Here is a 26,428-nt window from a genome sequence, read left to right as displayed (position 1 = left end):
GATCTAGGTTGAGTCGCATCCTGTGCCTCAAAGTCACCAATAGCGCACAGGAATTGACGCTCCCTCAGTACGTACACCGCACTGTCGTCCCGAGGAAGGCTCCCCGATGTCCCACCCGTATCTGCCTGCCCCCATCAGCCGCAGGCGTCTGCTGGAGTCGGGGGCCGCCGTCCTCGGCGCCCTCGCCCTCTCCTCAGGACCCCTGGCCGGCCGCGGACACGCGGCGGAGGCCGCCCCGGAGTGGAACGGCGCCATCGATCTCTTCCGGGTGGGCACCCAGCCCCCGCACACCACCCTCATGCCGTACGCCGACGTCGGGCAGGCGCTCGCCGCCGACCGCACCCGCTCGCCGTACCGGCTGAGCCTCGACGGCAAGTGGAAGTTCGCCTACGCCGACCGCCCCGCCGACCGCGACACCGACTTCTACCGCACCGACGTGGACGACACGGACTGGGACACCATTCCCGTCCCCTCGGTATGGCAGGTGCATGGCTACGACTTCCCGATCTACATCAACATCACCTACCCGTGGTGGGGCCCCAACGGCCTCGGCGAGGAGGCCCAGCCGCCCGCCGCCCCGACCCGCTACAACCCCGTCGGCCAGTACCGGCGCACCTTCACCGTCCCGAAGGACTGGTCGGGGCGGCGGACCTTCCTGCACTTCGAGGGCGTCAAGTCCGCCCACTACGTGTGGATCAACGGGGAACTCGTCGGCTACCACGAGGACTCCTACACCCCTGCCGAGTACGACATCACCCCGCACCTCAAGCCGGGCACCAACCAGATCGCGGTCGAGGTCTACCGCTACTCCGACGGGGACTGGCTGGAGGACCAGGACATGATCCGGCTGAGCGGCATCTTCCGCTCGGTCCACCTCTACTCCACACCGGCCGTCCACCTGCGCGACTTCAAGCTGGACACCCCGCTCGGCGACGACTACACGTCCGCCCAGCTCTCGGTCACCGCGAGCGTGCGCGACTACGGCGGCGGCAACCAGGGCCGCTACACGGTCGAGACCCAGCTGTACGACTCGGGCGGTCACCCGGTCTGGTCCCGCCCGCTCCAGCAGGCCGTGGCCCTCGACGCAGGCGACGAGACGACCGTACAGGCGGCGAAGGCCGTGCCCGCGCCGAAGCTGTGGTCGGCCGAGCAGCCGAACCTCTACACCGCCGTCCTGCGGTTGCGCGACCCCGCCGGCAAGGTGATCGAGACCCTCTCGCACCGTGTCGGCCTGCGTGAGTTCGCCCTGAAGGACGGGCTGATGCGCATCAACGGCAAGCCGGTCTCCTTCCGCGGCACCAACCGCCACGAGATGCACCCCGACCGCGGTACCGCGCTCACCCGCGCGGACCTCGTGAAGGACATCACGATCATCAAGCGGATGAACATCAACTCCGTGCGCACCTCGCACTACCCCAACAACCCGCTGTGGCTCGAACTCGCCGACGAGTACGGCCTGTACCTCGTCGACGAGACCAACCTGGAGACCCACGGCATCCGCGGCGAGTACCCCGGCAACCACCCCGACTGGAGCGCGGCCTGTGTGGCGCGCGCCCAGAACATGGTCCACCGCGACAAGAACCACGCCTCGGTGGTGATCTGGTCCCTCGGCAACGAGGCGGGCGGCGGCAGCACCTTCGTCAACATGCGGGACTGGATCAAGTCGTACGACACCACCCGCGTCGTCCAGTACGAGGGCGACGACCGGCCCACCATCAGCGACATCCGCTCGGCCATGTACGAGAGCCCCGCACGCGTGGAGCAGCGCGCCAAGGACACCGCCGACACCCGGCCGTACGTGATGATCGAGTACTGCCACGCGATGGGGAACTCCAACGGCAACTTCAAGAAGTACTGGGACATCGTCCGCCGCTACCCCGTTCTCCAGGGCGGCTGGATCTGGGACTTCGTCGACCAGTCCCTCAGCGAGCCCGTACCGGTACGCCAGTTGCTGACCGAGAGCGGGCCCGGCGCGCTGAAGGGCGAAGTCCTGCCCGCCAGGGCCAGGTTCGACCGTGCCAAGGGTGTCTCCGGGGGCACGGTCTTCGCGCGGGACGCCCGCCTCGACCTCACCGGCTCACTGACCCTGGAGGCCTGGTTCACCCCGAAGGTGACCGGCTATCACCAGCCGATCATCGCCAAGGGTGACACCCACTACGCCCTCAAACAGTCCGGAAAGACGCTGGAGTTCTTCATCTACGGCGGCGGCCAGTGGATCACCGCCACCTGGGCGCTCCCGGACGACTGGACGGGCAGTGAGCATCATGTCGCCGGTGTCTTCGACGCGGCCGCGGGCACGCTGACCCTCCACGTGGACGGTCAGGTCAGGGCGACCAGGACCACGGCACAGCGGCCGAGCGGCAACACCGCGCCGCTCACGCTGGCCGTCGACGTCGACAACCCGACCAGGGAGTTCAGCGGAACGATCAGGAAGGCGCGGGTGTACGGCCGTGCCCTGAGCGCCGCCGAACTGGCCTCCGACAGCCGGGGTCCCGGTGACGAGGGCGCGCGGTTCTGGTTCGACGCGGCGACCGTCGGGCTCAGCGAGAAGCGGCCCGCACAGAAGACCTTCTTCGCCTTCGGAGGCGACTGGGGCGACAACCCCAATGACGGTGCCTTCGTCGCGGACGGCATCGTCACCGCCGACCGCGGCCACACCGGCAAGGCAGCCGAGGTCAAGCAGATCTACCAGGCGGTCCACGCGTCCTGGGCGGCGGACGGTTCGGTGACCCTGACCAACGAGAACCTGTTCACCGACCTACGTCCGTATGACGGCAGTTGGACCCTCTCCGCCGACGGGAAGGTCGTGCAGCGAGGGAGGCTGACCCGGGACCAGCTGAACCTGGCACCGCTGTCGAGCAAGAACATCACCGTCCCGTACAGGCTCCCGAGCACCCCCGCGCCCGGCACCGAGTACTTCCTCCAACTCTCCTTCACCACAAGGGAGTCCACCCCCTGGGCGAAGGCCGGCTTCGAGGTGGCCAAGCAGCAGCTCGCCGTCGAGGCGGACAGTCCGGCGGTGACGCCGCTGCCGCTCGCGAAGGTCCCGGCACTGACGTACCAGGACGCCACCGGCCAAGTCACCGTCAACGGACAGGACTTCTCTGTCACCGTCGACAAGGGCAGCGGGACCATCACGTCGTACCGGGCCCACGGCACCCGTCTGATCACCTCGGGTCCCGTCCCGAACTTCTGGCGGGCGCCAACCGACAACGACCACGGCAACGGGCAGCACACCCGCAACCAGACCTGGCGCGACGCCGGTGCGCGCCGCGAGGTGACCGGCGTGAGCGTGCGGGCGCTGCGGGACCGGGCCGTCGAGATCAAGGTGAGCGGCACCCTGCCGACGACGACCGAGTCGGCGTACACCACGACCTACACGGTCTTCGGCAACGGCGAGATCAAGGTCGACAACACCCTGCATCCAGGGGCGGGTTCACTGCCGTACATCCCGGAGGTCGGCACGCTCCTGTTCCTGCCGCGTCGCCTGGACCGGCTGCACTACTACGGGCGCGGCCCCGAGGAGAACCACTGGGACCGCAACGACGGTACGGACGTGGGTCGTTACTCGGGGACCGTCGCCGAGCAGTGGACCTCCTACATCCGGCCGCAGGAGAACGGCAACAAGACGGATGTGCGCTGGGCGGCCCTGACCGGCCGCGACGGCGCAGGACTGCTCGTCTCCGGTGAGCCGCTCCTGGAGGTCAACGCCTCGCACTTCACGCCGGAGGACCTGTCCAACGGGGTGCGCCACGACTACCAGCTCACCCCGCGCGACGCGGTCGTCCTCAGGGTCAACCACCGGCAGATGGGCGTCGGCGGTGACAACAGCTGGGGTGCGCACACCCACGACGAGTACAAGCTGTTCACCGACCGGGACTACGCGTACACGTACCGGCTGCGGCCGCTGACGGATGTGGGCGAGGCGACGGCGGCTTCGCGGCGGCCGACGGGCACGGCATAAGCGTTGCGGGGCCGGCCGTCGGGCATTCTGACGGCCTCGTCGTGGCCGGTCGCGCGGTTCCCCGCGCCCCTTCGGGCGTGGGGAACGTGTCTCATCTGCGGCTGCGAAGGAGCCCCACGGCCAGCACCGGCCCGCACGCCAGCAGCACCGCCAGTACCCCGTAGCCATACGTCAGGGTCGCCGCCGCGGCCACTCCCGCGACCAGCAACGGCCCACCCGCGTCCCCGAGTTCACGCCCGAGCTCTGCCGCCCCCATGGTCTGCCCCAGCCGCTCCCGCGGAGTCGAGGCCGCAAGCGCCGCGAACCCGAGGGGGGTGATCAGCCCCGTCCCGACGCCGATCAGCGCGGCCCCCAGCAGGACGCCCGCGAGCCCCGGCAGCATCGCGCAGCCCAGGCCGGCCGCAGCCAGCAGCAGCCCGGCACTCAGCCCGCCCCGTACCGTGATCCGCCCCGCGTCCAACGCCCGCCCGGCGCGCGGCTGTACGACCGCCGCGCAGGCGGCGAGCACCGACACCGCGGCCCCCGTCGCCACCGTGCCGAGTCCCGCCACCTTGCCCGACACGGGCAGGAAGCCCACGCCCACCGAGAGCGCGGCCGTCGCCCCGGCGAGCGCGGCCGTCGGGACCAGGAACACCGGGTCGGCCAGCCGCCGGGCCAGGTCGAGCAGCGTCTGCCGGGCCCGGGGGAGAGGCGGCACGACGGGTACGGCGATCAGGGCCCACACCGCCACGGCCGCGCCCAGCACCGCAAGCACCGTGAACAGCAGCCGGAGCCCACCCGCCCACACCAGCACCCCGCCGAGCAGCGGGCCCAGGGTGTAGCCGACGGACTTGTAGAAGCCGTAGCTCCCGAAGGCCCGCCCCTGTTTGGCGGCCGGATTGAGCCGGGCCACCAGCGCCGACGCGGCGGGGGAGAAGGCGGAGGCCGCCGCGCCCTGCCCGAGGCGCGCGGCCCACAGCCGGCCGGGGCTGTCGGCGAGAGCGTAGAGCGCGGACGCGACGGCGAAGGCCACCAGTCCGCCGAGGAGTACGGGACGCGCCCCGATCCGGTCGGCGATCGTGCCGAACAGTGGCTTGAGCACGACCTCCGCGCCGTCGTACAGGGCCAGCAGGCCGCCCAGCACGAGCAGTGAGGTGACCGCGTCCGCCGAGCCCGCACCCAGGTTCGCGGCAATGCCGTGCGCACCGAATGCGGTGGTGAAACCGGCCGCGTACAGCGGCCACATCTGCCGCCGGGGCGGCTCACTCGGCGGCGTCACTGAGCCCCAGCCGCAGATGTTCCACGTGGAAGACGGCCTGGTCGAGCAGCTCGGCGACATGGTGGTCGTGCAGTGCGTACACCACCGACCGGCCGCGGCGCTCGCCCACGACCAGGCCCAGGTTGCGCAGCAGCCGCAGCTGGTGCGAGCACGCCGACTGCTCCATGCCCACCTCGGCGGCCAACTCCGTGGCCGGCAGCGGACCTTCGCGCAGCCTCGCGAGGATCAGCAGGCGGGAGGGGGTGGAGAGGGCCTGGAGGGTGGTGGCCACCTTGGCCACGTTCGCCGCGTCCAGACGTACCCGCTCGGCGGTTTCCTGCGCGGTGGTGACGGCTCCATGACCCATGCGCGGTATCTTACCCATCGCGCATGAACAGATGAATGAGTCTTCATGTGTTCCTGTATGGTGCCCGGGTGTCCACGACTCTCACTCCTGTCCGTGTCCCCTCGCCCGCGCAGTCGGCACCCAGCCGCCGCACCCGGGTGCTCGCCCTCCCCGAGGCCCGCTGGGCGCTGGCGTCGACCGTCGCGTTCCTGCTCGCGTTCGCGCTGGACCTCGGCGGCCTGCCGTGGTGGCTGTACGGCCCGCTCTACGCGCTCGCCTACGCCACCGGCGGCTGGGAACCGGCCCTCGAAGGGCTCAGGGCGCTGCGCGAGAGGACCCTGGACGTCGACCTGCTGATGATCGGCGCGGCACTCGGCGCGGCCGCGATCGGCCAGGTCCTGGACGGCGCCCTGCTGATCGTCATCTTCGCCACGTCCGGCGCCCTGGAGGCCCTGGCCACCGCCCGCACCGCCGACTCGGTACGCGGCCTGCTCGACCTCGCGCCCACGACGGCGACGCGGGTCACGGAGAACGGCGAGGAGACGGTCCCGACGGGTGAACTCGTCGTAGGGGACATCCTGTTGATCCGTCCCGGTGAGCGCATCGGCGCCGATGGCCGGGTCCTGGACGGCGCGAGCGAGGCCGACCAGGCCACCATCACCGGTGAACCCCTCCCGGTGACCAAACGCCCCGGTGACGAGGTCTTCGCCGGCACCCTCAACGGCACCGGCGCGCTGCGCGTCCGCGTCGAGCGCGACCCCGCCGACTCCGTGATCGCCCGCATCGTGACCCTGGTCGAGGAGGCGTCCCGGACCAAGGCGCCGACGCAGCTGTTCATCGAGAAGGTCGAGCAGCGGTACGCGGTGGGCATCGTGATCGCCACGCTCGCCGTGTTCGGGGTGCCCCTGGCGTTCGGCGCCGAGCTCACGGACGCGCTGCTGCGCGCGATGACCTTCATGATCGTCGCCTCGCCGTGCGCGGTCGTCCTCGCGACCATGCCACCGCTGCTGTCCGCCATCGCCAACGCCGGGCGGCACGGCGTCCTGGTGAAGTCGGCGGTCGCGATGGAGCGGCTCGGCGAGGTGGACGCCGTGGCCCTCGACAAGACGGGGACGCTGACGGAGGGCGCCCCGGAGGTCTCGGCCGTACGGCCGCTGCCGGGCTCCGGGCTGACTCCGGACGACCTTCTCGCGCTGGCCGCCGCCGCCGAGCACCCCAGCGAGCATCCGCTGGGGCGCGCGGTGGTGAGGGCGGCGAAGGAGCGGGGGCTGCGGATCGCGGACGCGCGGGACTTCACCGCCGTGCCCGGGAGCGGGGTGACGGCGATGGTCGGGAGGCGAGTGATCGGGGTCGGGCGGCCGGGTGACCCGTCGGGACTCCTCCCTCGCGATACAGGACCGGGTCGCCCCGAGGACGGCGCCACCGTCGTCCTGGTGACCGGCGACGGCGTCCCCCTCGGCACCCTCGCTCTCACCGACCGCCTCCGCCCGCAGGCCCCCGCCGCCACCGCCGAGCTCACCACCCTGACCGGCACCGCCCCCGTCCTGCTCACCGGCGACAACGCGCGGGCCGCCGCGCGGGTCGCCGAGGCCACCGGCCTGGTGGACGTCCGCGCCGACCTGCTGCCCGAGGGCAAGGTGGACGCCGTACGCGAGCTCCAGGACGCCGGACGCAAGGTGCTGTTCGTCGGGGACGGCGTCAACGACGCACCCGCGCTCGCCGCCGCCCACTCCGGCATCGCGATGGGCCGTGCGGGCGCCGACCTCGCGCTGGAGACGGCGGACGCGGTCGTCGTACGGGACGAGCTCGCGACCGTCCCGGCGGTCGTACGGCTGTCCCGGGCCGCCCGCCGACTCGTCCTCCAGAACCTGGTGATCGCGGGTGCCTTCATCACCGGGCTCGTCCTGTGGGACCTCCTCGGCCACCTCCCGCTGCCGCTCGGCGTCGCCGGGCACGAGGGCTCGACGGTCCTGGTCGGCCTCAACGGACTGCGGCTGCTGCGCGCGTCCGCGTGGCGGCAGGGGCAGGTCCCGTTCCGGGGCACGCGAGGTTGATGTCGGATTCTCGCCAGCCCGGGTGCGACGGGTGGCCGATGCTGGACGCATGCAGACGGGGATGTACACCGAGACCGAGCGCTGTGTGCGCGCCGTGCAGTCCAAGGACGCGCGGTTCGACGGATGGTTCTTCACCGCCGTCCTGACGACCCGCATCTACTGCCGGCCGAGCTGCCCGGTCGTACCGCCCAAGCCCGAGAACATGACCTTCTACCCGAGCGCGGCGGCCTGTCAGCAGGCGGGCTTCCGCGCTTGCAAGCGGTGCCGCCCCGACACCAGCCCGGGCTCGCCGGAGTGGAACCAGCGCGCCGACCTCGTGGCCCGCACGATGCGGCTGATCGCCGACGGTGTGGTCGACCGCGAGGGCGTGCCCGGCCTCGCCGCCCGCCTCGGCTACAGCACCCGGCAGATCGAACGCCAGCTCCTCGCCGAACTCGGCGCCGGCCCGCTCGCCCTGGCCCGGGCCCAGCGCGCCCAGACGGCGAGGATCCTCATCGAGACGACCGCGCTCCCGATGGCGGACATCGCCTTCGCGGCCGGATTCTCCGCGATCCGCACCTTCAACGACACCGTGCGCGAGGTCTTCGCGCTCGCGCCGAGCGAACTGCGCACCCGGGCCGCGAAGAGGTCCACGCCGGACACCCCCGGCTTCCTCTCCCTGCGCCTGCCGTTCCGCGCCCCCCTCAACCCCGACAACCTCTTCGGCCACCTGGCGGCCACCGCGGTCCCGGGCGTGGAGGAGTGGCGGGACGGCGCGTACCGGCGCACGCTGCGACTGCCGTACGGACACGGTGTCGTGGCCCTCACGCCCCAACCCGACCACATTGCCTGCCGGTTGACGCTGAGCGACCTGCGCGATCTGACCGTCGCCATCAGCCGCTGCCGCCGGATGCTCGACCTGGACGCCGACCCGGTCGCGATCGACGACCAGCTGCGCACGGACCCGCTGCTGGCGCCCCTCGTGGACAAGGCGCCCGGCCGCCGCGTGCCGCGCACGGTCGACGAGGCGGAGTTCGCCGTACGGGCCGTGCTGGGCCAGCAGGTCTCCACGGCGGTGGCCCGTACCCACGCGGCCCGTCTGGTCACGGCCCACGGCGAGGCGGTCGACGACCCCGAGGGCGGCCTGACCCACCTCTTCCCGTCCCCCGAGGCACTGGCCGCGGTGGATCCCACCTCGCTCGCGATGCCCCGCACCCGCCGGACGACCTTCACCACCCTGGTGAACCAACTGGCCGACGGAAGCCTACAGTTGGGCGTCGAGCACGACTGGTTCGAGACCCGCTCCCGCCTTCTGGACCTCCCCGGCTTCGGTCCCTGGACGGTCGACGTCATCGCTATGCGCGCCCTCGGCGACCCGGACGCCTTCCTCCCGACCGACCTCGGAATCCGCCGCGCTGCCCAGGAGTTGGGCCTGCCCTCGACCCCGGCCGCGCTGACGGCCCGCGCCGCGGCCTGGCGGCCCTGGCGGGCCTACGCGGTCCAGTACCTCTGGGCGACCGACAGCCACCCGATCAACTTCCTTCCCGTATAAGGACATCCAGTGAAACAGCACACCGTGATCGACAGTCCCTACGGCCCGCTGACTCTCGTCGCCGACGACGGCGTCCTGTGCGGCCTCTACATGACCGACCAGCGCCACCGCCCGTCCGAGGAGACCTTCGGCGAGCCGGACAACGGCTGGTCCAAGGAGGCCGAGGACCAGCTGGAGGCCTATTTCAAGGGCGAGTTGAAGGCGTTCACCTTGGAACTACGCCTGCACGGAACACCGTTCCAGCGCACGGTCTGGGAGCAGCTCCGCAGGATCCCGCACGGCGAGACCCGTACCTACGGCGAACTCGCCGACGCCCTCGGCAACCCCAAGGCCTCCCGAGCGGTCGGCCTCGCCAACGGCAGGAACCCGATCGGCATCGTCGTCCCCTGCCACCGCGTGGTGGGGGCGGACGGCAGCCTCACGGGCTACGGCGGCGGACTGGAACGCAAGCAGCGGTTGCTGGACTTCGAGCGGGGGACGGCGCTGTTCTGAGCGGCGCTTCACGGCGCCACCAGATCGCGTCGGTACCAGCTGCCGTGCTTGCCGCCGATGTCGGCCGGATCCGCCGGGCCGACCGCGACGAAGCCCGCCTTGATGAGGACCTTCCGGGACGCGATGTTCTCGTGGGCGGCGGCCGCTCGGAGGGTGCGCAGGTCGTAGCGGGTCACCGCCAGCCGGCACAGTTTCCGGACGGTCGCCGTCGCCACGCCCCGGCCGGCGGCGTGCTCGGCGACCCGGTAGCCGAGGTCCGCGGTGCCGTCCTCGATGTCGACCAGGTTGAACCGGCCGAGCACCGAGCCGTCCTCGGCGAGCAGCACATGAAAGGCGCAGAGACCGGTCTCCTGTTCGGCCAGCAAGGCGTCGAACCCCTCGGCGAACCGGTCGAAGTAGGCATCGCCGCGGTCGGTGACGGACGCGGCGAAAAAGGCGCGGTTGGCCAGCTCGAAGGCCAGGACCGCCGGGGCGTGTTCAGCGCGCAGCCGCTTCAGCTCGGGCATCGGTGTCGACTCACTCCGCAGTGTATTATGATAGGGAATAGCAGCTTCTGTGCGGGTTGTGAATAACCGCCGCGGATTACACGATTCCTCCGTCCAGTTCTCACGGGGGTGGGATTATGGCGAGTTATCCAGATCGCTCCGATCCCCAGCTCACGTTCATTCAGCCGTCGCACCTGTACGGGTCTCCTCTCCGTCTGGCCGCCGCCAGATCGGTCCTCGGCCGGGATCCCGGCTGTGACATTCGGATAGACGATCCGTATGTGAGCGGCAGGCACGCGATCCTGAGTCGTTCCGGAGCGAACGTGGTCTTGGAAGACCTCGGGTCCGCGAACGGCACTTCGGTGAACGATCAACCTCTCGCCGCCCCCCAGACACTCCACGACGGTGATGTGCTCACTTTGGGGAGCGTGAGCATCCGCTACGAATGGCCCGGCAGTGCTCCGCGAGAGCGTGAGACCGCGCAGGGCACCGTCCTCATGCCGGCAGTGAGCAGCGCTCCGCGATTCGATGTGGGTCAGCAGTACGGCGCCAACATCAACAATGTGGGTGGGCATCAGTATGTCGATCAAAGGCAGGAGAGCTTTCTCCGGCAGATCGCGGCAGCTCGCACGAGAGCCCGAAGAATCATCCTTCTCGGTTTCGTTTTCTTCCTGAGCGGCTTCGCTGTCTTCGCCTTTGGAATACTGCGATTCATGGGCCGTATAGGGGACCCCGTATCCGAGGACCCCAATCAATGGCCGGACCCGGGAGACATGTTCGGCACGGAGATCGGTGGCGTTCCGGTGTTCCTGCTCGGCTGGGCGGTCGCCGGCATCGGCACGGTCCTGATGATGACCGGGCTGGTGATGCACATCATCGCCGCATCCCGTCAACGCTCGTTCGACGCGGCCGTGCGCCGCCGGTGACTCATGCGAGGGGACATCCAGTGACCTTCCATATCGGCAGCCAGCAGGGCAACATCAACAACGTCGCTGGTGACCAGACCATTCACGGCGGCCAGCACGGACAGTTCGCTACAACCACGGATCCGCGTGCCATGCTCGGGCTGCTGCGCTCGGAGCTCGACCACCTGGCCCTCCCGCCCGAGGTCGCGAGCCAGGTGAACACCGAAGTGGAGTCCCTCGACGCCGAACTCGCTTCCTCTTCTCCGGATCGCACCACCATGGCCCAGCGTCTGGTGCGCATCACCAGGCTGGTCACCGCGGCGGGTGCGGCCGTCACCGCCGGCGGGACCCTCGCCGGAGCCCTGTCCTCGCTCGCGGCCTGGCTGGGGCCGATCGGTGACTCCGTCCTCCGTGCCATCGGACAGTGACCCTCGGCGTCGGTCGCAAGAACGGCCCGCAAGCGTGCCGCCGGTTCGGCGCCCTCGATCACGGCCCCCCGACCGACCCGATCCTGCGCATGAGTTCGGGCAGCGCCGTGCCGATCGGTTCGCGGATCACCTCGTCGGCCCGGTCGTCGTACGGAGTCGGATCCGCGTTGACGATGACGAGCCGGGCGCCGTGGTCGACGGCGACACCCGCGAGGTCCGCCGCGGGCTGGACCTGGAGGGTGCTGCCGACGGCGACGAACACCTGGCAGGCCTTGGTGATCGCGACGGCCTCGCCCAGCACCACCGGGTCCAGGCGCTCGCCGAACATCACGGTCGCCGACTTCAGGATGCCGCCGCACTCCAGGCAGGTCGGATCCGCCTCGCCGGCCTCGACCCGGGCGAGCGCGTCCTCCATCGGTCCGCGGGCCTGGCACTTCGTGCACACCACCTGCCGTGCGGTGCCGTGCAGTTCGAGGACCTTGCGGGCGGGCAACCCGGCGAGCTGGTGCAGCCCGTCCACGTTCTGGGTGATCACCCGCACCGGCACCCCCGACCTCTCCAGTTCGGCCACCGCCACATGCGCCGCGTTGGGCTCCGCCTTCAGCGTGTGGGTCGCCCGCCGCATCTGCCACGAGCGGCGGCGGATCTCCGGATCGCTCATGTAGTAGTCGTACGTCACGAGCTTCTCGGCCTCGGGGTCCTTGCGCCACAGCCCGTTCGGACCGCGGTAGTCGGGGATCCCGGAGTCGGTGGAGATACCGGCGCCGCTGAGGAGGGCGACGAGGGGCTTGGTCATGTGCCGAGGGTAGGACGGGTGATCCGGGGGCGGCGAGTGGATATCCCACCGCCTGGGCGCGAGCGACCGTGAACCCCGGCAGCGTGCTGGATCAGCCCACCCGGCGGCCGTTCTCCAGCTCGAGCGTGCCCGAGCCGTCCGCCAGCGCGTCCAGCGCGGCCACGACCCGGCGGCCGAGGGAGCCCGGAAGGTACTCGGCGAGCTCCTCGCGCGGCACGAGCCGCCAGGACAGCAGCTCCTCCTCCTGGAGGCGGATCGCCTTGAAATCGTCATCGGCGAGCACCCCGCCGTCGTACAGGTACGCCACCAGCGGTGGGCGGCCCGTCCCGTGCACCCAGTCCACGGCCAGCAGCCGCCCGAGCTCACGGTCCAGGCCGATCTCCTCGGCGGTCTCACGGCGTGCGCCCTGTCGCGGGGTCTCGCCCTCGTCGGACTCGACCGTGCCGCCCGGAAGCGCCCAGCCCTCACGGTAGTTGGGCTCGACGAGCAGCACCCGGCCCGCCTGGTCACGGAAGAGGGCGGCGGCACCGGCGAGGACACGGGGGAGACCGGCGATGTATGCGGCGAAGTCTTGGGTGGTGGTCATCCTACGAAGGGTAACCAGCCGACGGGGTTCCCTGGGACGGCGCAACAGGTGGTCACGGGCAGGGCGGTGGTCCCGTCCTGCCGCACCGTGTTCCTGACGTCAGGTCTCCTCAGGCCTCGGCTCCCGCCAACCGCACCGTCCGCTCGGCCAGTTCGGTGATGTGGACCCCGTCGAAGCCGAAAACCGCGCTGCGCACCCTGTCCTCCAGCGGCTCCTTCCACTGGTCCGGGATCGCGTCCGCCCCGGTGAGGACGCCGGCCACCGAGCCCGCGGTCGCGCCGTTGGAGTCGGTGTCCAGGCCGCCCCGGACGGTGAGCGTGATGGTGCGGGTGAAGTCGCCGTCGCCGTAGAGCAGTCCGGCGGTCAGGACCGCCGCGTTCGGAACGGTGTGGATCCAGCCGAGCCCGGCGGTCTCCTCCGCGACCGTGGTCAGCGTGTCCTCCCAGGTCATCCGGGTGTCGTGCAGGGACGTCACCCGGCGTACCGTGCGGGCGAGGCGACTGCTCGCGGGGATCACCGCGAGCGCCTGGTCCACCGCCTGCCGCACGGTGTCGACGGTGAACGCGGCCGAGATCAGCGCCGCCGCCCACATCGCCCCGTACACGCCGTTCCCGGTGTGCGAGAGGACCGCGTCCCGGCGGGCCAGCGAGGCGGCGCGGCGCGGGGCGCCGGGGCAGGTCCAGCCGTAGATGTCGGCGCGGATGAGCGCCCCGATCCACTCCTGGCAGGGGTTGTCGTACGTCGCCGTCAGCGGCGGTTTCAGCCCGTTGGCGAGGTTGCGATAGGCGGCCCGCTCCGCGGTGAACGTCTGCAGATACGGCAGCCTCAGCAGCCACAGGTCGCCCACCTGCTCGGTGCTGAAGCCGAAGCCGTGGGTCTCCAGGAGGTCGAGGCCGAGGATGGCGTAGTCGACGTCGTCGTCGCGGCAGCTGCCGTGGATGCGGCCGCGCACGCACTCGCGCCACTCGGGGCGCAGCTCGAAGCCGTCGCTCTCGCCGACGGGCTCGGGAAGGTAGTCGGTCAGCGGCAGCGCGGCGGCCTGCCGCAGATAGCGGTCGATCCGGTCCCGTGTCCACAGGTCGCCCTGCTCGACCGGCTTGCCGAGCATGTTGCCCGAGATCCGGCCGAGCCAGCCCCCGAGGATGCGGTCGGCCAGCTCTGGCTCAGTGCCCACAAGGGTCATAGCACCGGTTTACCCCATTCCGGAGCATTGCACAGAGGGTTGGCCACGCCTGTCAGGGGCTGGTCGGTGCATGACGGCGGGGGCGTCTCCGGTTAAGGTCGCAGCGGCGCGACTGGCCTTGACGTGCGCGAGGCCCGGAAGAGCAAGGGGAAGACGTGACACAGCGCGTGCTCATCGCCGCGGACAAGTTCAAGGGCTCGCTCACGGCCGTGCAGGTCGCCGAGCGGGTGGAGGCCGGGCTGCGCCGGGTCGTACCGGGCCTGGAGGTGGAGTCGCTGCCCGTCGCCGACGGTGGTGACGGCACTGTCGCCGCGGCCGTCGCGGCCGGTTTCGAGCGCCGGGAGGTGGCGGTCGCCGGTCCGCTGGGCCAGGAGATCACGGCCGCCTTCGCGGTACGCGGGGACACCGCGGTCGTGGAGATGGCCGAGGCCAGTGGACTCCAGCGGCTGCCGGCCGGTGTCTTCGCGCCGCTCACCGCATCGACGTACGGCTCCGGAGAGCTCCTGCGCGCCGCGCTGGACGCCGGCGCCCGCACGATCGTGTTCGGGGTCGGCGGCAGCGCCACCACGGACGGTGGCGCCGGAATGCTGTCCGCGCTCGGCGCCCGCTTCCTGGACGCCGACGGCGAGCCCGTGGCCCCCGGCGGCGGCGGCCTCGCCCACCTGGCCTCGGCCGACCTGTCGGGCCTGGACCCACGGTTCGCCTCCGTCGAGTTCATCCTGGCCAGCGACGTCGACAACCCGCTGACCGGCCCCAAGGGTGCCCCCGCGGTCTACGGCCCGCAGAAGGGCGCCTCCCCGGACGACGTGGAAGCCCTGGACACCGCGCTGGCCCACTACGCGAAGGTGCTGGAGGAGGCCGTCGGCGCGAAGGCCGCCGAGTATGCTGCCTCGCCGGGTGCGGGCGCGGCCGGTGGTATCGGCTACGGCGCCCTCCTCCTCGGCGCCGCGTTCCGCCCCGGCATAGAGGTCATGCTCGACGTCCTGGGTTTCGCGCCCGCGCTGGAATGGGCGGACCTGGTGATCACCGGCGAGGGCTCGCTCGACGAGCAGACCCTGCACGGCAAGGCCCCGGCGGGTGTCGCCGCGGCCGCCCGCGCGAAGGACAAGGAGGTCGTCGCCGTCTGCGGCCGCCTCGCCCTGCCCCCGGAGGCCCTCGGCCGGGCGGGCATCCGCCGTGTCTACCCGCTCACCGACGCCGAGCCCGACATCCAGAAGTGCATCTCCGAGGCGGGCCCGATCCTGGAGGACGTGGCGGAACGGATCGGCCGGGACTTCCTGATCTGAACGGTCTGCTGAGCAGCACGGGCGCCAAGAACGTCGTACGGGCCGCTGACATGACGAAGGGCCCGAACCGTCTTGGGTTCGGGCCCTTCGTGAGCACTGCGGCGGAGCACTACGGCAGCTGAGCCGCCCGCGCCTCGCGCCGGTTGCCGCGGAAGTTGTTCACCCGGCGCGCCGTGGCGAACAGCGGGATCACCGCGCCCGTCACGAGCTGCAGGGCGCAGCCGGTCTGGAGGAGGAGCTGGCCGCTGGGGGCGCCGAAGGCCCACGCCGCGAGCAGACCCATCGCCAGCACGATCCAGGCGAGCATCGCCCCCGCGAGCCGCCCCCGCGGCTTCGGGTACTCCACCCGGCTCACCATCAGCCACGCGGTGCCCAGGATCGCGAGGAGCGTCGCCACGAAGGGCAGCTCCAGCAGCACGATCGCGACCACCGTGAGCGCGCCGAAGGGGGACGGCATGCCCTGGAACATGCCGTTCGCGGGCGTGACACAGGAGAATCTCGCCAGCCTCAGCACCACGGCCAGCAGCACCACCACGGCCCCCACCGCCGCCACCCGCTGCGACGCGTCGTCGGCGACCATGCCGTAGACGAGCACGAAGTACGCCGGCGCGAGGCCGAAGCTGATCAGGTCGGAGAGGTTGTCCAGCTCCGCGCCCATCGGCGAGGAGCGCAGCTTGCGCGCCACCAGGCCGTCGAAGAGGTCGAAGACCGCCGCGCACAGCATCAGGATGACCGCCGTGGCCGCGCTGTTGCGCGCCATGCCGGACTCCTGGCTGTCGGTCAGGTGCGGGATCAGGATGCCGGTGGTGGTGAAGTACACCGCCATGAAGCCGCATGTCGCGTTGCCGAGGGTGAGGGTGTCCGCTATCGAGAGGCGGAGAGAAAGAGGCATCTCCTCCTCGTCGTCGACCTCGTCGGCCCCGGGCACCCAGCCCGCCTGGGTCTCAGGATCAATCACGGTCAATGCGAGTCACCCCAGCCGTCGTCTTCTGGCCGACCTCGACCGCGACCTCCACGCCCTCGGGCAGGTAGATGTCGACGCGCGAGCCGAAGCGGATCAGACCGATGCGGTCACCCTGCTCGACCTTCGTGCCCTGCGGGATGTAGGGGACGATGCGGCGGGCCACCGCGCCGGCGATCTGGATCATCTCGATGTCACCGAGCTCGGTGTCGAAGTGCCAGACGACGCGCTCGTTGTTCTCGCTCTCCTTGTTGAACGCCGGCACGAACCCGCCGGGGATGTGCTCGACCGAGGTCACCGTGCCGGAGAGCGGCGCGCGGTTGACGTGGACGTTGAGCGGGCTCATGAAGATCGCGACGCGGGTGCGACCGTCCTTCCACGGCATGATGCTCTGCACCACACCGTCGGCGGGCGAGATGACCCGGCCCGGGGCGATCTCGCGCTCGGGGTCGCGGAAGAACCACAGCATGCCCGCCGCCAGCGCGGTGGCGGGCACGGCGACGGCCTTGGCGGCGCCGGACCTGCGCGCGCGTACCAGGCTCAGTGCTGCGGTGGCGACGGTCGGGAGGAGCCACGGCGATGCTCCGCGCGCGAGGCGTACGCCTGCCAGGCTGTCGCGATGTGCAGAGGTTTGGCTGTGGGGCATGGATGACCTTCGTAGCGGATGATGCCGCGCACTAGACGGGGGACGGCGGCTTTCCGGGATCGTACCGGTCGCGGGCCACAACTGGGCAAGCCAGGAAGCCGAGTCGGCGGCTGAACCGTGTTGACGGGGTGTGATCTTCTTCTCCAAGAAAACACCCCGTATCCGGACATCTAGCCCTGGAACCGATACTCTTCGAGCAGCCTGCGACCGATGATCATTTTCTGGATCTCGGCGGTACCTTCACCGATCAGCAGCATCGGAGCCTCACGGTAGAGGCGCTCGATCTCGTACTCCTTGGAGAAGCCGTAGCCGCCGTGGATCCGGAAGGCGTCTTCCACGACCTCTTTGCAGTATTCGGAGGCGAGGTACTTCGCCATCCCTGCCTCAAGGTCGTTTCGCTCACCGGAGTCCTTTTTGCGTGCCGCGTTGACCATCATCGCATGCGCGGCCTCGACCTTGGTAGCCATCTCGGCCAGCTTGAACTGAATTGCCTGGTGCTGAGCGATCGCCTTGCCGAAAGTGTGACGCTGCTGGGCGTACCGGACGCCCAGTTCGAAGGCACGCTGAGCGACACCGCAGCCACGTGCCGCCACATTGACGCGGCCCACTTCCACGCCGTCCATCATTTGGTAAAAACCTCGGCCGGTGACTCCGCCGAGCACACGATTGGCCGGAAGTCGCAGGCCATCCATGATCATCTCGGTGGTGTCGACACCCTTGTAGCCCATCTTGTCGATCTTCCCGGGGATGGTGAGGCCGGGACGGACCTCTCCGAAGCCGGGTTCCTTCTCGATCAGGAAGGTCGTCATCGACTTGTGGGGTTTGGCGGCCGCCTCCTCGGGGGAGTGTCCTTCGTCACTTCGGACGAGAACGGCGACCAGACTTGACGTTCCGCCGTTCGTGAGCCACATCTTCTGGCCGTTGAGGACGTATTCGTCACCGTCCTTGACCGCCTTGGACGTGATGGCGGACACGTCCGAGCCGAGACCCGGTTCCGACATCGAGAAGGCGCCCCGGACGTCGCCGGCCGCCATGCGCGGCAGGAAGTGGTCCTTCTGCTCCTGCGTGCCGTGCTGCTTGAGCATGTACGCCACGATGAAGTGGGTGTTGATGATGCCGGACACCGACATCCAGCCGCGGGCGATCTCCTCCACGCACAGGGCGTACGTCAGGAGGGACTCGCCCAGACCGCCGTACTCTTCGGGGATCATCAGGCCGAACAGGCCCAACTCCTTGAGCCCGTCGACGATCTGCTGCGGGTACTCGTCGCGGTGCTCCAGCTCGGTCGCGACCGGGATGATCTCCTTGTCCACGAAGTCGCGGACGGTGGAGAGGATCTCCTGCTGGACGTCGGTCAGACCGGCGGTCTGGGCGAGGCGTGCCATCGGGCTCAGCCCTCCTGAAGTTCCGGGCGGCCGGGCTGCTCGCCGCCGCGCTCCTTGATGTAGGTCTCGGTGGGCACCATGACCTTGCGGCGGAACACGCAGACCAGCGTGCCGTCCTGCTTGTAGCCCTTGGTCTCGACGTAGACGATCCCGCGGTCGTTCTTCGACTTGGAGGGCCACTTGTCGAGCACGGTCGTCTGGCCGTAGATCGTGTCGCCGTGGAAGGTCGGCGCCACGTGCTTGAGCGACTCGATCTCCAGGTTGGCGATCGCCTTGCCGGAGACGTCCGGCACCGACATGCCGAGCAGCAGGGAGTAGATGTAGTTCCCGACCACGACGTTCTTGCCGAAGTCCGTCGTCTTCTCGGCGTAGTTGACGTCCATGTGGAGCGGGTGGTGGTTCATGGTGAGGAGACAGAAGAGGTGGTCGTCGTACTCCGTGACCGTCTTCCCGGGCCAGTGCTTGTAGACCGCCCCGACCTCGAACTCCTCGTAGGTGCGTCCGAACTGCATCGCGCTCAGGCCTCCGGGATCTCGAACTTCGACGTGCGCTGCATGCCGGCCGCACGCCCCTTGCCGGAGATCACCAGCGCCATCTTGCGGCTGGCCTCGTCGATCATCTCGTCGCCGAGCATCGCCGAGCCCTTCTTGCCGCCCGCCTCCGACGTGTAGTAGTCGTACGCGTCCAGGATCAGCTCGGCGTGGTCGTAGTCCTCCTGGGAGGGCGAGAAGATCTCGTTGGACGCCTCGACCTGGCCCGGGTGCAGCACCCACTTGCCGTCGAAACCGAGGGCCGCGGCGCGCTGGGCGACCTCGCGGTAACCGTCGATGTTGCGGATCTGGAGGTAGGGGCCGTCGATCGCCTGGAGGTTGTTGGCGCGGGCGGCCATCAGGATCTTCATCAGGATGTAGTGGTAGGCGTCCGCCGGGTAACCGGGCGGCTGCTCGCCCACGACCAGCGACTTCATGTTGATCGACGCCATGAAGTCGGCCGGGCCGAAGATGATCGTCTCGACACGCTGGGAGGCGGTCGCGATCTCGTTGACGTTGTTGAGGCCCTGGGCGTTCTCGATCTGCGCCTCGATGCCGATCTTGCCGACCTCGAAGCCCATCGTCTTCTCGATCTGGGTCAGCAGGAGGTCGAGCGCGACGATCTGCTCGGCCGTCTGCACCTTCGGCAGCATGATGCAGTCGAGGTTCTGGCCGGCCCCCTCGACGACCGTGACGACATCGCGGTACGTCCACTCGGTGGTCCAGTCGTTGACGCGCACGACCCGCGTCTTGCCGGTCCAGTCACCCTCGTTGAGGAACTTGACGATGGTGTGCCGCGCCTCGGGCTTGGCGAGCGGGGCGCACGCGTCCTCCAGGTCGAGGAAGACCTGGTCGGCGGGGAGGCCCTGCGCCTTCTCCAGGAAGCGGGGGTTGCTCCCGGGGACCGCGAGGCAGGAGCGTCGCGGACGCAGACGGTTGACGGGCGTGGTCATGCGGGGACCTCCAGGGGGTCGAGCTTGTTCGCTTTCCGGATCTCGTCGACGATGCGGCCGATGATTCCGGTGATGTCGAAGTCCTTCGGGGTGAAGACCGCGGCCACGCCGGCAGCCCTGAGCTGTTCGGCGTCTCCATTGGGGATGATCCCACCGGCGATGACAGGTACATCTGTGGCGCCTGCCACATGGAGCCTTTCGAGCACGTCCGGCACCAGCTGCGCGTGCGAGCCGGACAGGATGGACAGGCCGACCGCGTGCACGTCCTCGGCCAGGGCCGCGTCCACGATCTGCTCCGGGGTCAGCCGGATGCCCTGGTAGACCACCTCGAAGCCCGCGTCACGCGCGCGTACGGCGATCTGCTCGGCCCCGTTGGAGTGCCCGTCCAGGCCCGGCTTGCCGACCAGGAAGCGCAGCTTGCCCACCCCGAGGTCCTTGGCGGTCACCTCGACCCGGCGGCGTACGTCGGCCATGGCCGAGCCGGCTTCCGCCGGGACCGCCACCGGCGCCGAGGAGACGCCCGTGGGCGCCCGGAACTCGCCGAACACCTCCCGCAGGGCCCCGGCCCACTCGCCGGTCGTGACACCGGCGCGGGCGCACTCCAGGGTGGCCTCCATGAGGTTGGCCGTGCCCTTGGCGGCCTCCTTCAGCTTCTCCAGCGCCTTGCAGGGGCGCGGGTGGTTGAAGGGCGGCTGGTAGCGGGTGTCGCGCCAGTTCTGCAGCCCGGCGATCACGCGGGCCTCGACGGCCGGGTCCACCGTCTGGATCGCGGTGTCCAGGTCGGCCGTCAGCGGGTTCGGCTCGGTCGTCTCGAAGATGTTGACGCCGATGATCTTCTCCTGCCCGGACTCGATCCGGGCGCGGCGCTCGGCGTGCGAGGAGACCAGCTGCGACTTGAGGTAGCCCGACTCGACGGCGGCCATCGCGCCGCCCATCTCCTGGATCCGCTCGATCTCCGCGAGGGACTCCTCGACGAGCTTCGCGACCTTCGCCTCGACGACGTGCGAGCCCTCGAAGATGTCCTCGTACTCCAGCAGGTCGCTCTCGTAGGCCAGCACCTGCTGCATCCGCAGCGACCACTGCTGGTCCCAGGGCCGGGGAAGCCCCAGGGCCTCGTTCCACGCCGGCAGCTGGACGGCACGCGCGCGTGCGTCCTTCGAGAGCGTCACCGCCAGCATCTCCAGCACGATCCGCTGGACGTTGTTCTCCGGCTGCGCCTCGGTCAGCCCGAGGGAGTTGACCTGGACGCCGTACCGGAAGCGCCGGTGCTTGGGGTTCTCGATGCCGTAGCGCTCCCGCGTGACCTGGTCCCAGATGCGGCCGAAGGCGCGCATCTTGCACATCTCCTCGATGAACCGGACGCCCGCGTTCACGAAGAAGGAGATCCGGCCGACGACGTCGCCCATGCGCTCCTGCGGCACCTGGCCGGAGTCCCGGACGGCGTCCAGGACCGCGATCGCCGTCGACATCGCGTACGCGATCTCCTGGACCGGCGTGGCGCCCGCCTCCTGCAGGTGGTAGCTGCAGATGTTGATCGGGTTCCACTTCGGGATGTGGGAGACCGTGTACGCGATCATGTCGGTCGTCAGACGGAGGCTCGGCACCGGAGGGAAGACGTGCGTGCCCCGGGACAGGTACTCCTTGACGATGTCGTTCTGGGTCGTGCCCTGGAGCTGGGTGATGTCCGCGCCCTGCTCCTCGGCGACGACCTGGTAGAGCGCCAGCAGCCACATGGCGGTGGCGTTGATCGTCATCGAGGTGTTCATCTGCTCCAGGGGGATGTCCTGGAACAGCCGGCGCATGTCACCGAGGTGCGCGATCGGCACGCCGACCCGGCCCACCTCGCCGCGGGCGAGGATGTGGTCGGAGTCGTAGCCGGTCTGCGTCGGCAGGTCGAACGCCACCGACAGACCGGTCTGGCCCTTGGCGAGGTTGCGCCGGTACAGCTCGTTGGACGCCTCGGCCGTGGAGTGACCGGCATAGGTCCGCATGAGCCACGGCCGGTCCTTCTCCCGCTTGCCTTCGGCGGGCTGACGCTCAGTCATTCAGCGCTCCTCAGATGTTCCGGAAGCGGTTGATGGCGTCGATGTGCTGGGCGCGCTTCTCCTCGTCGCGCACGCCCAGCCCCTCCTCGGGGGACAGGCACAGCACGCCGACCTTGCCCTGGTGGAGGTTGCGGTGCACGTCGTAGGCCGCCTGGCCGGTCTCCTCCAGGGAGTACACCTTGGAGAGGGTCGGGTGGATCTTGCCCTTCGCGATGAGCCGGTTGGCCTCCCAGGCCTCGCGGTAGTTGGCGAAGTGCGAACCGATGATCCGCTTCAGCGACATCCACAGGTAGCGGTTGTCGTACTCGTGCATGTAGCCCGAGGTCGAGGCACAGGTGGTGATGGTGCCGCCCTTGCGGGTGACGAAGACGGAGGCGCCGAAGGTCTCGCGGCCGGGGTGCTCGAAGACGATGTCGATGTCCTCGCCGCCGGTGAGCTCGCGGATGCGCTTGCCGAAGCGCTTCCACTCCTTGGGGTCCTGGGTCTGCTCGTCCTTCCAGAACTTGTAGCCCTCGGCGTTGCGGTCGATGATCGCCTCGGCGCCCATCGCCCGGCAGATGTCCGCCTTCTGAGGACTGCTCACGACACAGATCGGGTTGGCGCCACCGGCCAGCGCGAACTGCGTGGCGTACGAGCCGAGGCCGCCGCTCGCGCCCCAGATCAGGACGTTGTCGCCCTGCTTCATGCCGGCGCCGTTGCGGGAGACGAGCTGGCGGTAGGCGGTGGAGTTGACGAGCCCGGGGGCGGCCGCCTCCTCCCACGACAGGTGGTCGGGCTTGGGCATCAGCTGGTTGGACTTGACGAGCGCGATCTCGGCGAGGCCGCCGAAGTTGGTCTCGAAGCCCCAGATCCGCTGCTCGGGGTCGAGCATGGTGTCGTTGTGGCCGTCGGAGGACTCCATCTCGACGGACAGGCAGTGCGCGACGACCTCGTCACCGGGCTTCCAGGCGTTCACGCCCGGGCCGGTGCGCAGGACGACGCCCGCGAGGTCGGAGCCGATGATGTGGTACGGCAGGTCGTGCCGCTTGGCCAGCTCGTTGGTGCGGCCGTAGCGCTCCAGGAACCCGAAGGTGGACAGCGGCTCGAAGATCGAGGTCCACACCGAGTTGTAGTTGACACTCGATGCCATGACGGCGACCAGGGCCTCGCCCGGGCCGAGTTCCGGCAGCGGAACGTCGTCGAGGTGGATCGACTTGCGCGGGTCCTTGTCGCGGGTCTCCAGGCCCGCGAACATCTCCGTCTCGTCCTTGTGCACGGTGATAGCGCGGTACGACTCGGGGAGCGGCATGGCGGCGAAATCGGCCGGAGTCGAGTCCGGCGACTGGATCGCGTCCAGGATGTCCTTCACGGTCACGGTGTTGCCTCCGGCGAATGGCGTCTTGAGGGGAGACGCTGAGGGTTACGTCGGTGCCGTCGGTTCGGCGGTCTTGCTGTTCGGCAGCGCTTTGTGGCGCGGGAGGTTGCCTGTGACGCAGGCGTCCGGGCGGGCAGGTCGCTGACTTGCTGGGACAGCCGGCGTACGTATGGTCTCTGCACGCCGGCCGCCCGGACTTCCCTCAACGTAAGACACCGCGTGCCACCGTGCAAGGCACTGAGTGCCAGAACTTGCTCTCAGATGAAATCTTTACGTAACAAATGAGCGATGATCGATCAAAGCTACCGGTGAGTAGAGAGTTCGTCCCGTTTGCGTCATTCCGGCTGGGCCGTGAAGTCACGGAACATGAACTCCGTGTTGTCGCCCCGGATGCCGACACCACCGGGCTCGTACAGACCTCCCGGCGAGGCGTCCGTCACGTCCAGCACCTGGTGACCCGCGAGCTCCAAGGTGATGCGGACCCGGCGGTCCGGAAGGTCGGTGACAGTGGCCACCGCCTCGGTCCAGGCATCCGGCGGGAACGCGGTCGACGCCGTGGCGAGGGTCACATACGTGCCCCCGTTGACCGGGCCGCCGGGCGTCTTGCGCTTCACCACGACCTGCCCGTCCCGCCGCACCACGCTGACCGCGTAGCACTCCTGCTCGCTGTGGAACCGCAGCCACAGATGGACACCGTCGTACGGCTGTGCCGGGGTACGCGGGGTCGTCACCAGGTCCGTCAGACGCAGCCGCAGGGAGAGGCGGGTGTCACCGAAGTCCCGGCGCCGCGAGGCCAGCCGGAAGACCGCCGAGTCCGTCGCCCGGGCGGACTCGGCGTCGGGACGCTCCCCGTCGGGGTGCCCCGACCAGCCCGCACCGTCGAGCCCGAACAGCGAGCCGCTGGTCATGGTCCAGTCGGGGGAGTGGTGCGCGCCCGGGACGTCGGGGTGCCAGTACGCGAACTCGTTGGTGACCAGGCCCCGTTCGGGAAACCCGGGCCGGAACTCCGAGGCCGGGCCGGACCGGCCGACGGCGTGCAGCGTCAGTCCGCCCGCGAACGCCGACGCCAGCAGCACAGCGAGCAGGGCCCCGGTGAGGAGCCCCGCCCGCCGACGCCGTACGAGCCGCCGGATCATGCCGTATGTCCCCCGGTGACCGCGCAGTCCACGAACCCGGGCCACGGCTGGGCCGCCGACCCCCGGTAGACGCCGAGCGCGATGCCACCGGTGCCGCCCGCTGCGGGCACGGACGTGTGCACCAGCCCGGCGCCGACGGTGACTTCGGTGCGTCGCGCCCCGACCCTCACCCGGACGTCCCGCTCCGCGGCTTCCGGCAGCTTGCGGGAGAGCACGGCACGAGGGTGGGCGCCGGGTCCGGACAGGATTGTGATCCAGCCGCGGGAGAGACGGACCGTGAGCTGGTCCGGGGCGCCGCGGCGCACCACGACCGAGCTGTGCAGCCCCTCCTCCGACAGACCCGTCAGCCGGGTGCCGAGCGTGTAGCCGGACCAGTGGGCGGTGCTCCCGGACCGATAGGCGGCGAAGGCCCAGCCGCCCGGGCCGATCGGCTGCACGCCACCGGCCCCGATCACCGCGCGCGCCCGGTGGCCGTCCCCGTCGGTCCAGCCGGCCGGGCCGTCGAAGGGCCGGCCGGCTGCGGGCGGCCCGGGCAGCGGGGCCGTCTCCACATGGCTGAACGCGGGCCAGGACGAATCGGTGGCTCCGCGGGAGAGGGCCAGGGCGATCCCGCCGGTGCCGCGCACCCCGCTGCTGTTCGGCACGGTGAACCGGTGGCGGCCGTCCACCACCGCCTCGGTCCGGGCACCGTCCACCGTCAGCCGGACCTCGTGGGACGGCCCGGGAGTCAGCGCGTGCTCGGCCAGGACACGGCTCCGCGCCGGGCCACCGACCACCTGGGCGGTGCCGCGGGAGACGCGGACCCCGACCGTGGCGTCCCCGCCGACCCGCGCGAACACGGTGGCGCTGCCGCCCCGCGCGGGCAGAGAGCTCAGGCCGGCGGTGACCGAGTAGTGGTCCCAGTCGGCGGCGCCGTACGGGGCGTAGGCGCCGTACACGTAACGTCCGGTGCCCGGGCTCACGCCCTTGCCGGTCAGGACGCCGGTGCCGCCGAGCGGCTTCCAGCTGATCCCCGTCCAGCGCTCCGGGAAGCGCAGCGGGTCGCCCGACGGAGGCACCGGCGTACGGGCCGCCACCTGCGCGAGCAGGGCGTCGGGAGTGGTGTCCGCAAAGACCTCCAGGCGCTGGTACTCCTGGTGGACCGCCGATCTGCGGGCCGCCGGCTCGGGGCTGAACGTCTTGTCCGTCAGGGCCGCGGCGAAGGTCCGCTCGATCAGGTCGCGCACGTACGACGTCTGCTGCGGGTCCGCCGATTCCGAGAAGGGATAGGCGAACAGACTGGGCCGGGGCAGGCCGTGCTGTTCGAAGTCGGCCAGGGAGCTGGTGAAGTCCGCCCTGACCCTGAGCCGGTAGTGGTCCGTGCTCTCCAGGCGGCCGGTGGAGGCGAGGTACCTGCGGTGGGCGAGCAGTGAGCCCAGCTCGCCGTGCGGGCCGATCCGGGTGCGGCTGTGCAGGTCATGGGTGTGGTCCTCGAAGTCCCAGCGGCCCGAGCGGGCCATCCTGGCGATCTCCTGCCAGGACAGGTAGTAGGGGCGGTGCCGGCCGACCCTGCCGGTGATGAGGAACGAGACGGCGTTCATGCGGTGCCGCGCGAGAACGCGGTCCCCGTACGTCCACAGGCCGTGCGTGCCGTCGTCGAAGGTCAGCATCACCGAGCGCGGCGGCACCGGCCCGCCGAGCAGGTAGGCGACGAACTCGTCGGTGGTCAGGGTGTGGTACCCCGCCGTCTGCAGGGCACTGAGCTGTCGCTCGAAGACGGCGGGGTCCACGATGTAGCGGCTGCCGCTGTGCGGCTTGAGGTCGTGGTACGTGAGGATCACCGGCGCCGAGCGCTCCGGAAGACCGGCCCCGACGGCCTTCCAGCGGGCCGTGGTCGCCGCGTCGACGCGAGCGGCCGGCACGCTCACCTGGCGGGTGACGTTGCGTTGGTCGACGTAGACGCGCCAGGCGACCACGAAGGGCACGGCGAGCACCAGGGCGGTCAGGGTGGCCAGGGCGCCGCGCAATGTGCCGCGGCCGAGGCGGGTGGGGAGGCGGGACCGCCTCCCGGTCACAGGACGGTCCACGGCTGCCAGCTCCCCCGGGTCAGCACCAGCAGATACAGGGCGATGACGACGGCCGCCGC

At 70.3% G+C, this 26,428-nt stretch carries 22 protein-coding genes and 1 pseudogene; 8 read left to right on the top strand and 15 right to left on the bottom strand.

Annotation, left to right across the window (positions count from 1 at the left end; all coding sequences use genetic code 11):
* Nucleotides 1-106 precede the first annotated feature (106 nt).
* Nucleotides 107-3,964: a glycoside hydrolase family 2 TIM barrel-domain containing protein gene (locus tag ABZT93_RS20425; protein ID WP_356106252.1), complete on the top strand. Its 3,858-nt coding sequence runs from the start codon at nt 107-109 to the stop codon at nt 3,962-3,964.
* Nucleotides 3,965-4,055: 91 nt separating this feature from the next.
* Here the strand turns inward: ABZT93_RS20425 and ABZT93_RS20420 are convergent, their stop codons facing one another.
* Complete coding sequence (locus tag ABZT93_RS20420) at nt 4,056-5,189, bottom strand: MFS transporter (protein ID WP_356106334.1); 1,134 nt, start codon at nt 5,187-5,189, stop codon at nt 4,056-4,058.
* A 16-nt stretch (nt 5,190-5,205) separates the two neighbouring features.
* Nucleotides 5,206-5,568 carry a metalloregulator ArsR/SmtB family transcription factor gene (locus ABZT93_RS20415; protein ID WP_356106250.1) on the bottom strand — a complete coding sequence of 121 codons (363 nt, stop codon included), beginning with the start codon at nt 5,566-5,568 and terminating at the stop codon, nt 5,206-5,208.
* A gap of 35 nt (nt 5,569-5,603) precedes the next feature.
* On the opposite strand from ABZT93_RS20415, the gene ABZT93_RS20410 reads away from it, so the two are divergent.
* The 3 genes from ABZT93_RS20410 (at nt 5,604) to ABZT93_RS20400 (ending at nt 9,624) form a co-directional block, all read left to right on the top strand.
* On the top strand, nt 5,604-7,601 hold the full coding sequence (locus ABZT93_RS20410) for a heavy metal translocating P-type ATPase (protein WP_356106248.1): 1,998 nt from the start codon (nt 5,604-5,606) through the stop codon (nt 7,599-7,601).
* A gap of 61 nt (nt 7,602-7,662) precedes the next feature.
* The gene (locus ABZT93_RS20405; RefSeq protein WP_356106333.1) at nt 7,663-9,132 is read left to right on the top strand and encodes an AlkA N-terminal domain-containing protein; all 1,470 of its coding nucleotides are present in this window, start codon (nt 7,663-7,665) and stop codon (nt 9,130-9,132) included.
* Between the two features lie 9 nt (nt 9,133-9,141).
* Nucleotides 9,142-9,624: a methylated-DNA--[protein]-cysteine S-methyltransferase gene (locus tag ABZT93_RS20400; RefSeq protein WP_356106246.1), complete on the top strand. Its 483-nt coding sequence runs from the start codon at nt 9,142-9,144 to the stop codon at nt 9,622-9,624.
* Between the two features lie 8 nt (nt 9,625-9,632).
* On the opposite strand, the gene ABZT93_RS20395 is transcribed toward ABZT93_RS20400, so the two are convergent.
* Nucleotides 9,633-10,130, bottom strand: a complete 498-nt coding sequence (locus ABZT93_RS20395; RefSeq protein ID WP_356106244.1) for a GNAT family N-acetyltransferase — start codon at nt 10,128-10,130, stop codon at nt 9,633-9,635.
* Between the two features lie 116 nt (nt 10,131-10,246).
* On the opposite strand from ABZT93_RS20395, the pseudogene ABZT93_RS20390 reads away from it, so the two are divergent.
* From ABZT93_RS20390 to ABZT93_RS20380, 3 genes and pseudogenes are all read left to right on the top strand, one after another.
* Nucleotides 10,247-10,534: pseudogene (locus ABZT93_RS20390) on the top strand (FHA domain-containing protein); the annotation flags it as partial.
* A 3-nt stretch (nt 10,535-10,537) separates the two neighbouring features.
* Entirely contained in the window at nt 10,538-11,035 is a 498-nt protein-coding gene (locus ABZT93_RS20385) for a hypothetical protein (RefSeq protein WP_356106337.1), read from the top strand.
* A gap of 20 nt (nt 11,036-11,055) precedes the next feature.
* Nucleotides 11,056-11,442, top strand: a complete 387-nt coding sequence (locus ABZT93_RS20380) for a hypothetical protein (protein ID WP_356106243.1) — start codon at nt 11,056-11,058, stop codon at nt 11,440-11,442.
* 58 nt (nt 11,443-11,500) lie between these two features.
* Here the strand turns inward: ABZT93_RS20380 and ABZT93_RS20375 are convergent, their stop codons facing one another.
* The 3 genes from ABZT93_RS20375 to ABZT93_RS20365 form a co-directional block, all read right to left on the bottom strand.
* Nucleotides 11,501-12,238 (bottom strand): Sir2 family NAD-dependent protein deacetylase, encoded by a 738-nt coding sequence (locus ABZT93_RS20375; RefSeq protein WP_356106241.1) that lies wholly within the window; start codon nt 12,236-12,238, stop codon nt 11,501-11,503.
* Nucleotides 12,239-12,329: 91 nt separating this feature from the next.
* Nucleotides 12,330-12,824 carry an NUDIX hydrolase gene (locus ABZT93_RS20370; RefSeq protein ID WP_356106239.1) on the bottom strand — a complete coding sequence of 165 codons (495 nt, stop codon included), beginning with the start codon at nt 12,822-12,824 and terminating at the stop codon, nt 12,330-12,332.
* A 109-nt stretch (nt 12,825-12,933) separates the two neighbouring features.
* The gene (locus tag ABZT93_RS20365; protein WP_356106237.1) at nt 12,934-14,007 is read right to left on the bottom strand and encodes an ADP-ribosylglycohydrolase family protein; all 1,074 of its coding nucleotides are present in this window, start codon (nt 14,005-14,007) and stop codon (nt 12,934-12,936) included.
* 167 nt (nt 14,008-14,174) lie between these two features.
* On the opposite strand from ABZT93_RS20365, the gene ABZT93_RS20360 reads away from it, so the two are divergent.
* Nucleotides 14,175-15,293 carry a glycerate kinase gene (locus ABZT93_RS20360; RefSeq protein ID WP_356106331.1) on the top strand — a complete coding sequence of 373 codons (1,119 nt, stop codon included), beginning with the start codon at nt 14,175-14,177 and terminating at the stop codon, nt 15,291-15,293.
* Between the two features lie 109 nt (nt 15,294-15,402).
* Here the strand turns inward: ABZT93_RS20360 and pssA are convergent, their stop codons facing one another.
* The 9 genes from pssA to ABZT93_RS20315 all read right to left on the bottom strand — a co-directional run bounded on the left by pssA (nt 15,403) and on the right by ABZT93_RS20315 (nt 26,369).
* Nucleotides 15,403-16,221, bottom strand: a complete 819-nt coding sequence (gene pssA / locus ABZT93_RS20355) for a CDP-diacylglycerol--serine O-phosphatidyltransferase (RefSeq protein ID WP_355746684.1) — start codon at nt 16,219-16,221, stop codon at nt 15,403-15,405.
* A 22-nt stretch (nt 16,222-16,243) separates the two neighbouring features.
* On the bottom strand, nt 16,244-16,900 hold the full coding sequence (locus ABZT93_RS20350) for a phosphatidylserine decarboxylase (RefSeq protein ID WP_007385822.1): 657 nt from the start codon (nt 16,898-16,900) through the stop codon (nt 16,244-16,246).
* A 170-nt stretch (nt 16,901-17,070) separates the two neighbouring features.
* On the bottom strand, nt 17,071-18,285 hold the full coding sequence (locus ABZT93_RS20345) for an acyl-CoA dehydrogenase family protein (RefSeq protein WP_356106234.1): 1,215 nt from the start codon (nt 18,283-18,285) through the stop codon (nt 17,071-17,073).
* Between the two features lie 5 nt (nt 18,286-18,290).
* Nucleotides 18,291-18,797 (bottom strand): MaoC family dehydratase, encoded by a 507-nt coding sequence (locus ABZT93_RS20340; protein ID WP_007385824.1) that lies wholly within the window; start codon nt 18,795-18,797, stop codon nt 18,291-18,293.
* 5 nt (nt 18,798-18,802) lie between these two features.
* Nucleotides 18,803-19,768 (bottom strand): CoA ester lyase, encoded by a 966-nt coding sequence (locus ABZT93_RS20335; RefSeq protein WP_007385825.1) that lies wholly within the window; start codon nt 19,766-19,768, stop codon nt 18,803-18,805.
* On the bottom strand, nt 19,765-21,813 hold the full coding sequence (locus ABZT93_RS20330; RefSeq protein ID WP_356106232.1) for a protein meaA: 2,049 nt from the start codon (nt 21,811-21,813) through the stop codon (nt 19,765-19,767). Before ABZT93_RS20330 ends, ABZT93_RS20335 begins: the two co-directional genes overlap by 4 nt.
* A 10-nt stretch (nt 21,814-21,823) precedes the next feature.
* Nucleotides 21,824-23,161: a crotonyl-CoA carboxylase/reductase gene (ccrA, locus tag ABZT93_RS20325; protein WP_185806113.1), complete on the bottom strand. Its 1,338-nt coding sequence runs from the start codon at nt 23,159-23,161 to the stop codon at nt 21,824-21,826.
* A 341-nt stretch (nt 23,162-23,502) separates the two neighbouring features.
* The gene (locus ABZT93_RS20320; RefSeq protein WP_356106230.1) at nt 23,503-24,303 is read right to left on the bottom strand and encodes a hypothetical protein; all 801 of its coding nucleotides are present in this window, start codon (nt 24,301-24,303) and stop codon (nt 23,503-23,505) included.
* The gene (locus tag ABZT93_RS20315; protein ID WP_356106228.1) at nt 24,300-26,369 is read right to left on the bottom strand and encodes a polysaccharide deacetylase family protein; all 2,070 of its coding nucleotides are present in this window, start codon (nt 26,367-26,369) and stop codon (nt 24,300-24,302) included. Before ABZT93_RS20315 ends, ABZT93_RS20320 begins: the two co-directional genes overlap by 4 nt.
* Nucleotides 26,370-26,428 lie beyond the last annotated feature (59 nt).

Origin of the sequence: Streptomyces sp. NPDC005303, assembly GCF_040607335.1 — a bacterium.
In the GTDB taxonomy this organism is placed as follows: Bacteria; Actinomycetota; Actinomycetes; order Streptomycetales; family Streptomycetaceae; genus Streptomyces.
Note: the sequence above shows the minus strand (reverse complement) of the source record. Positions and strands in the feature narration are given on the sequence as shown.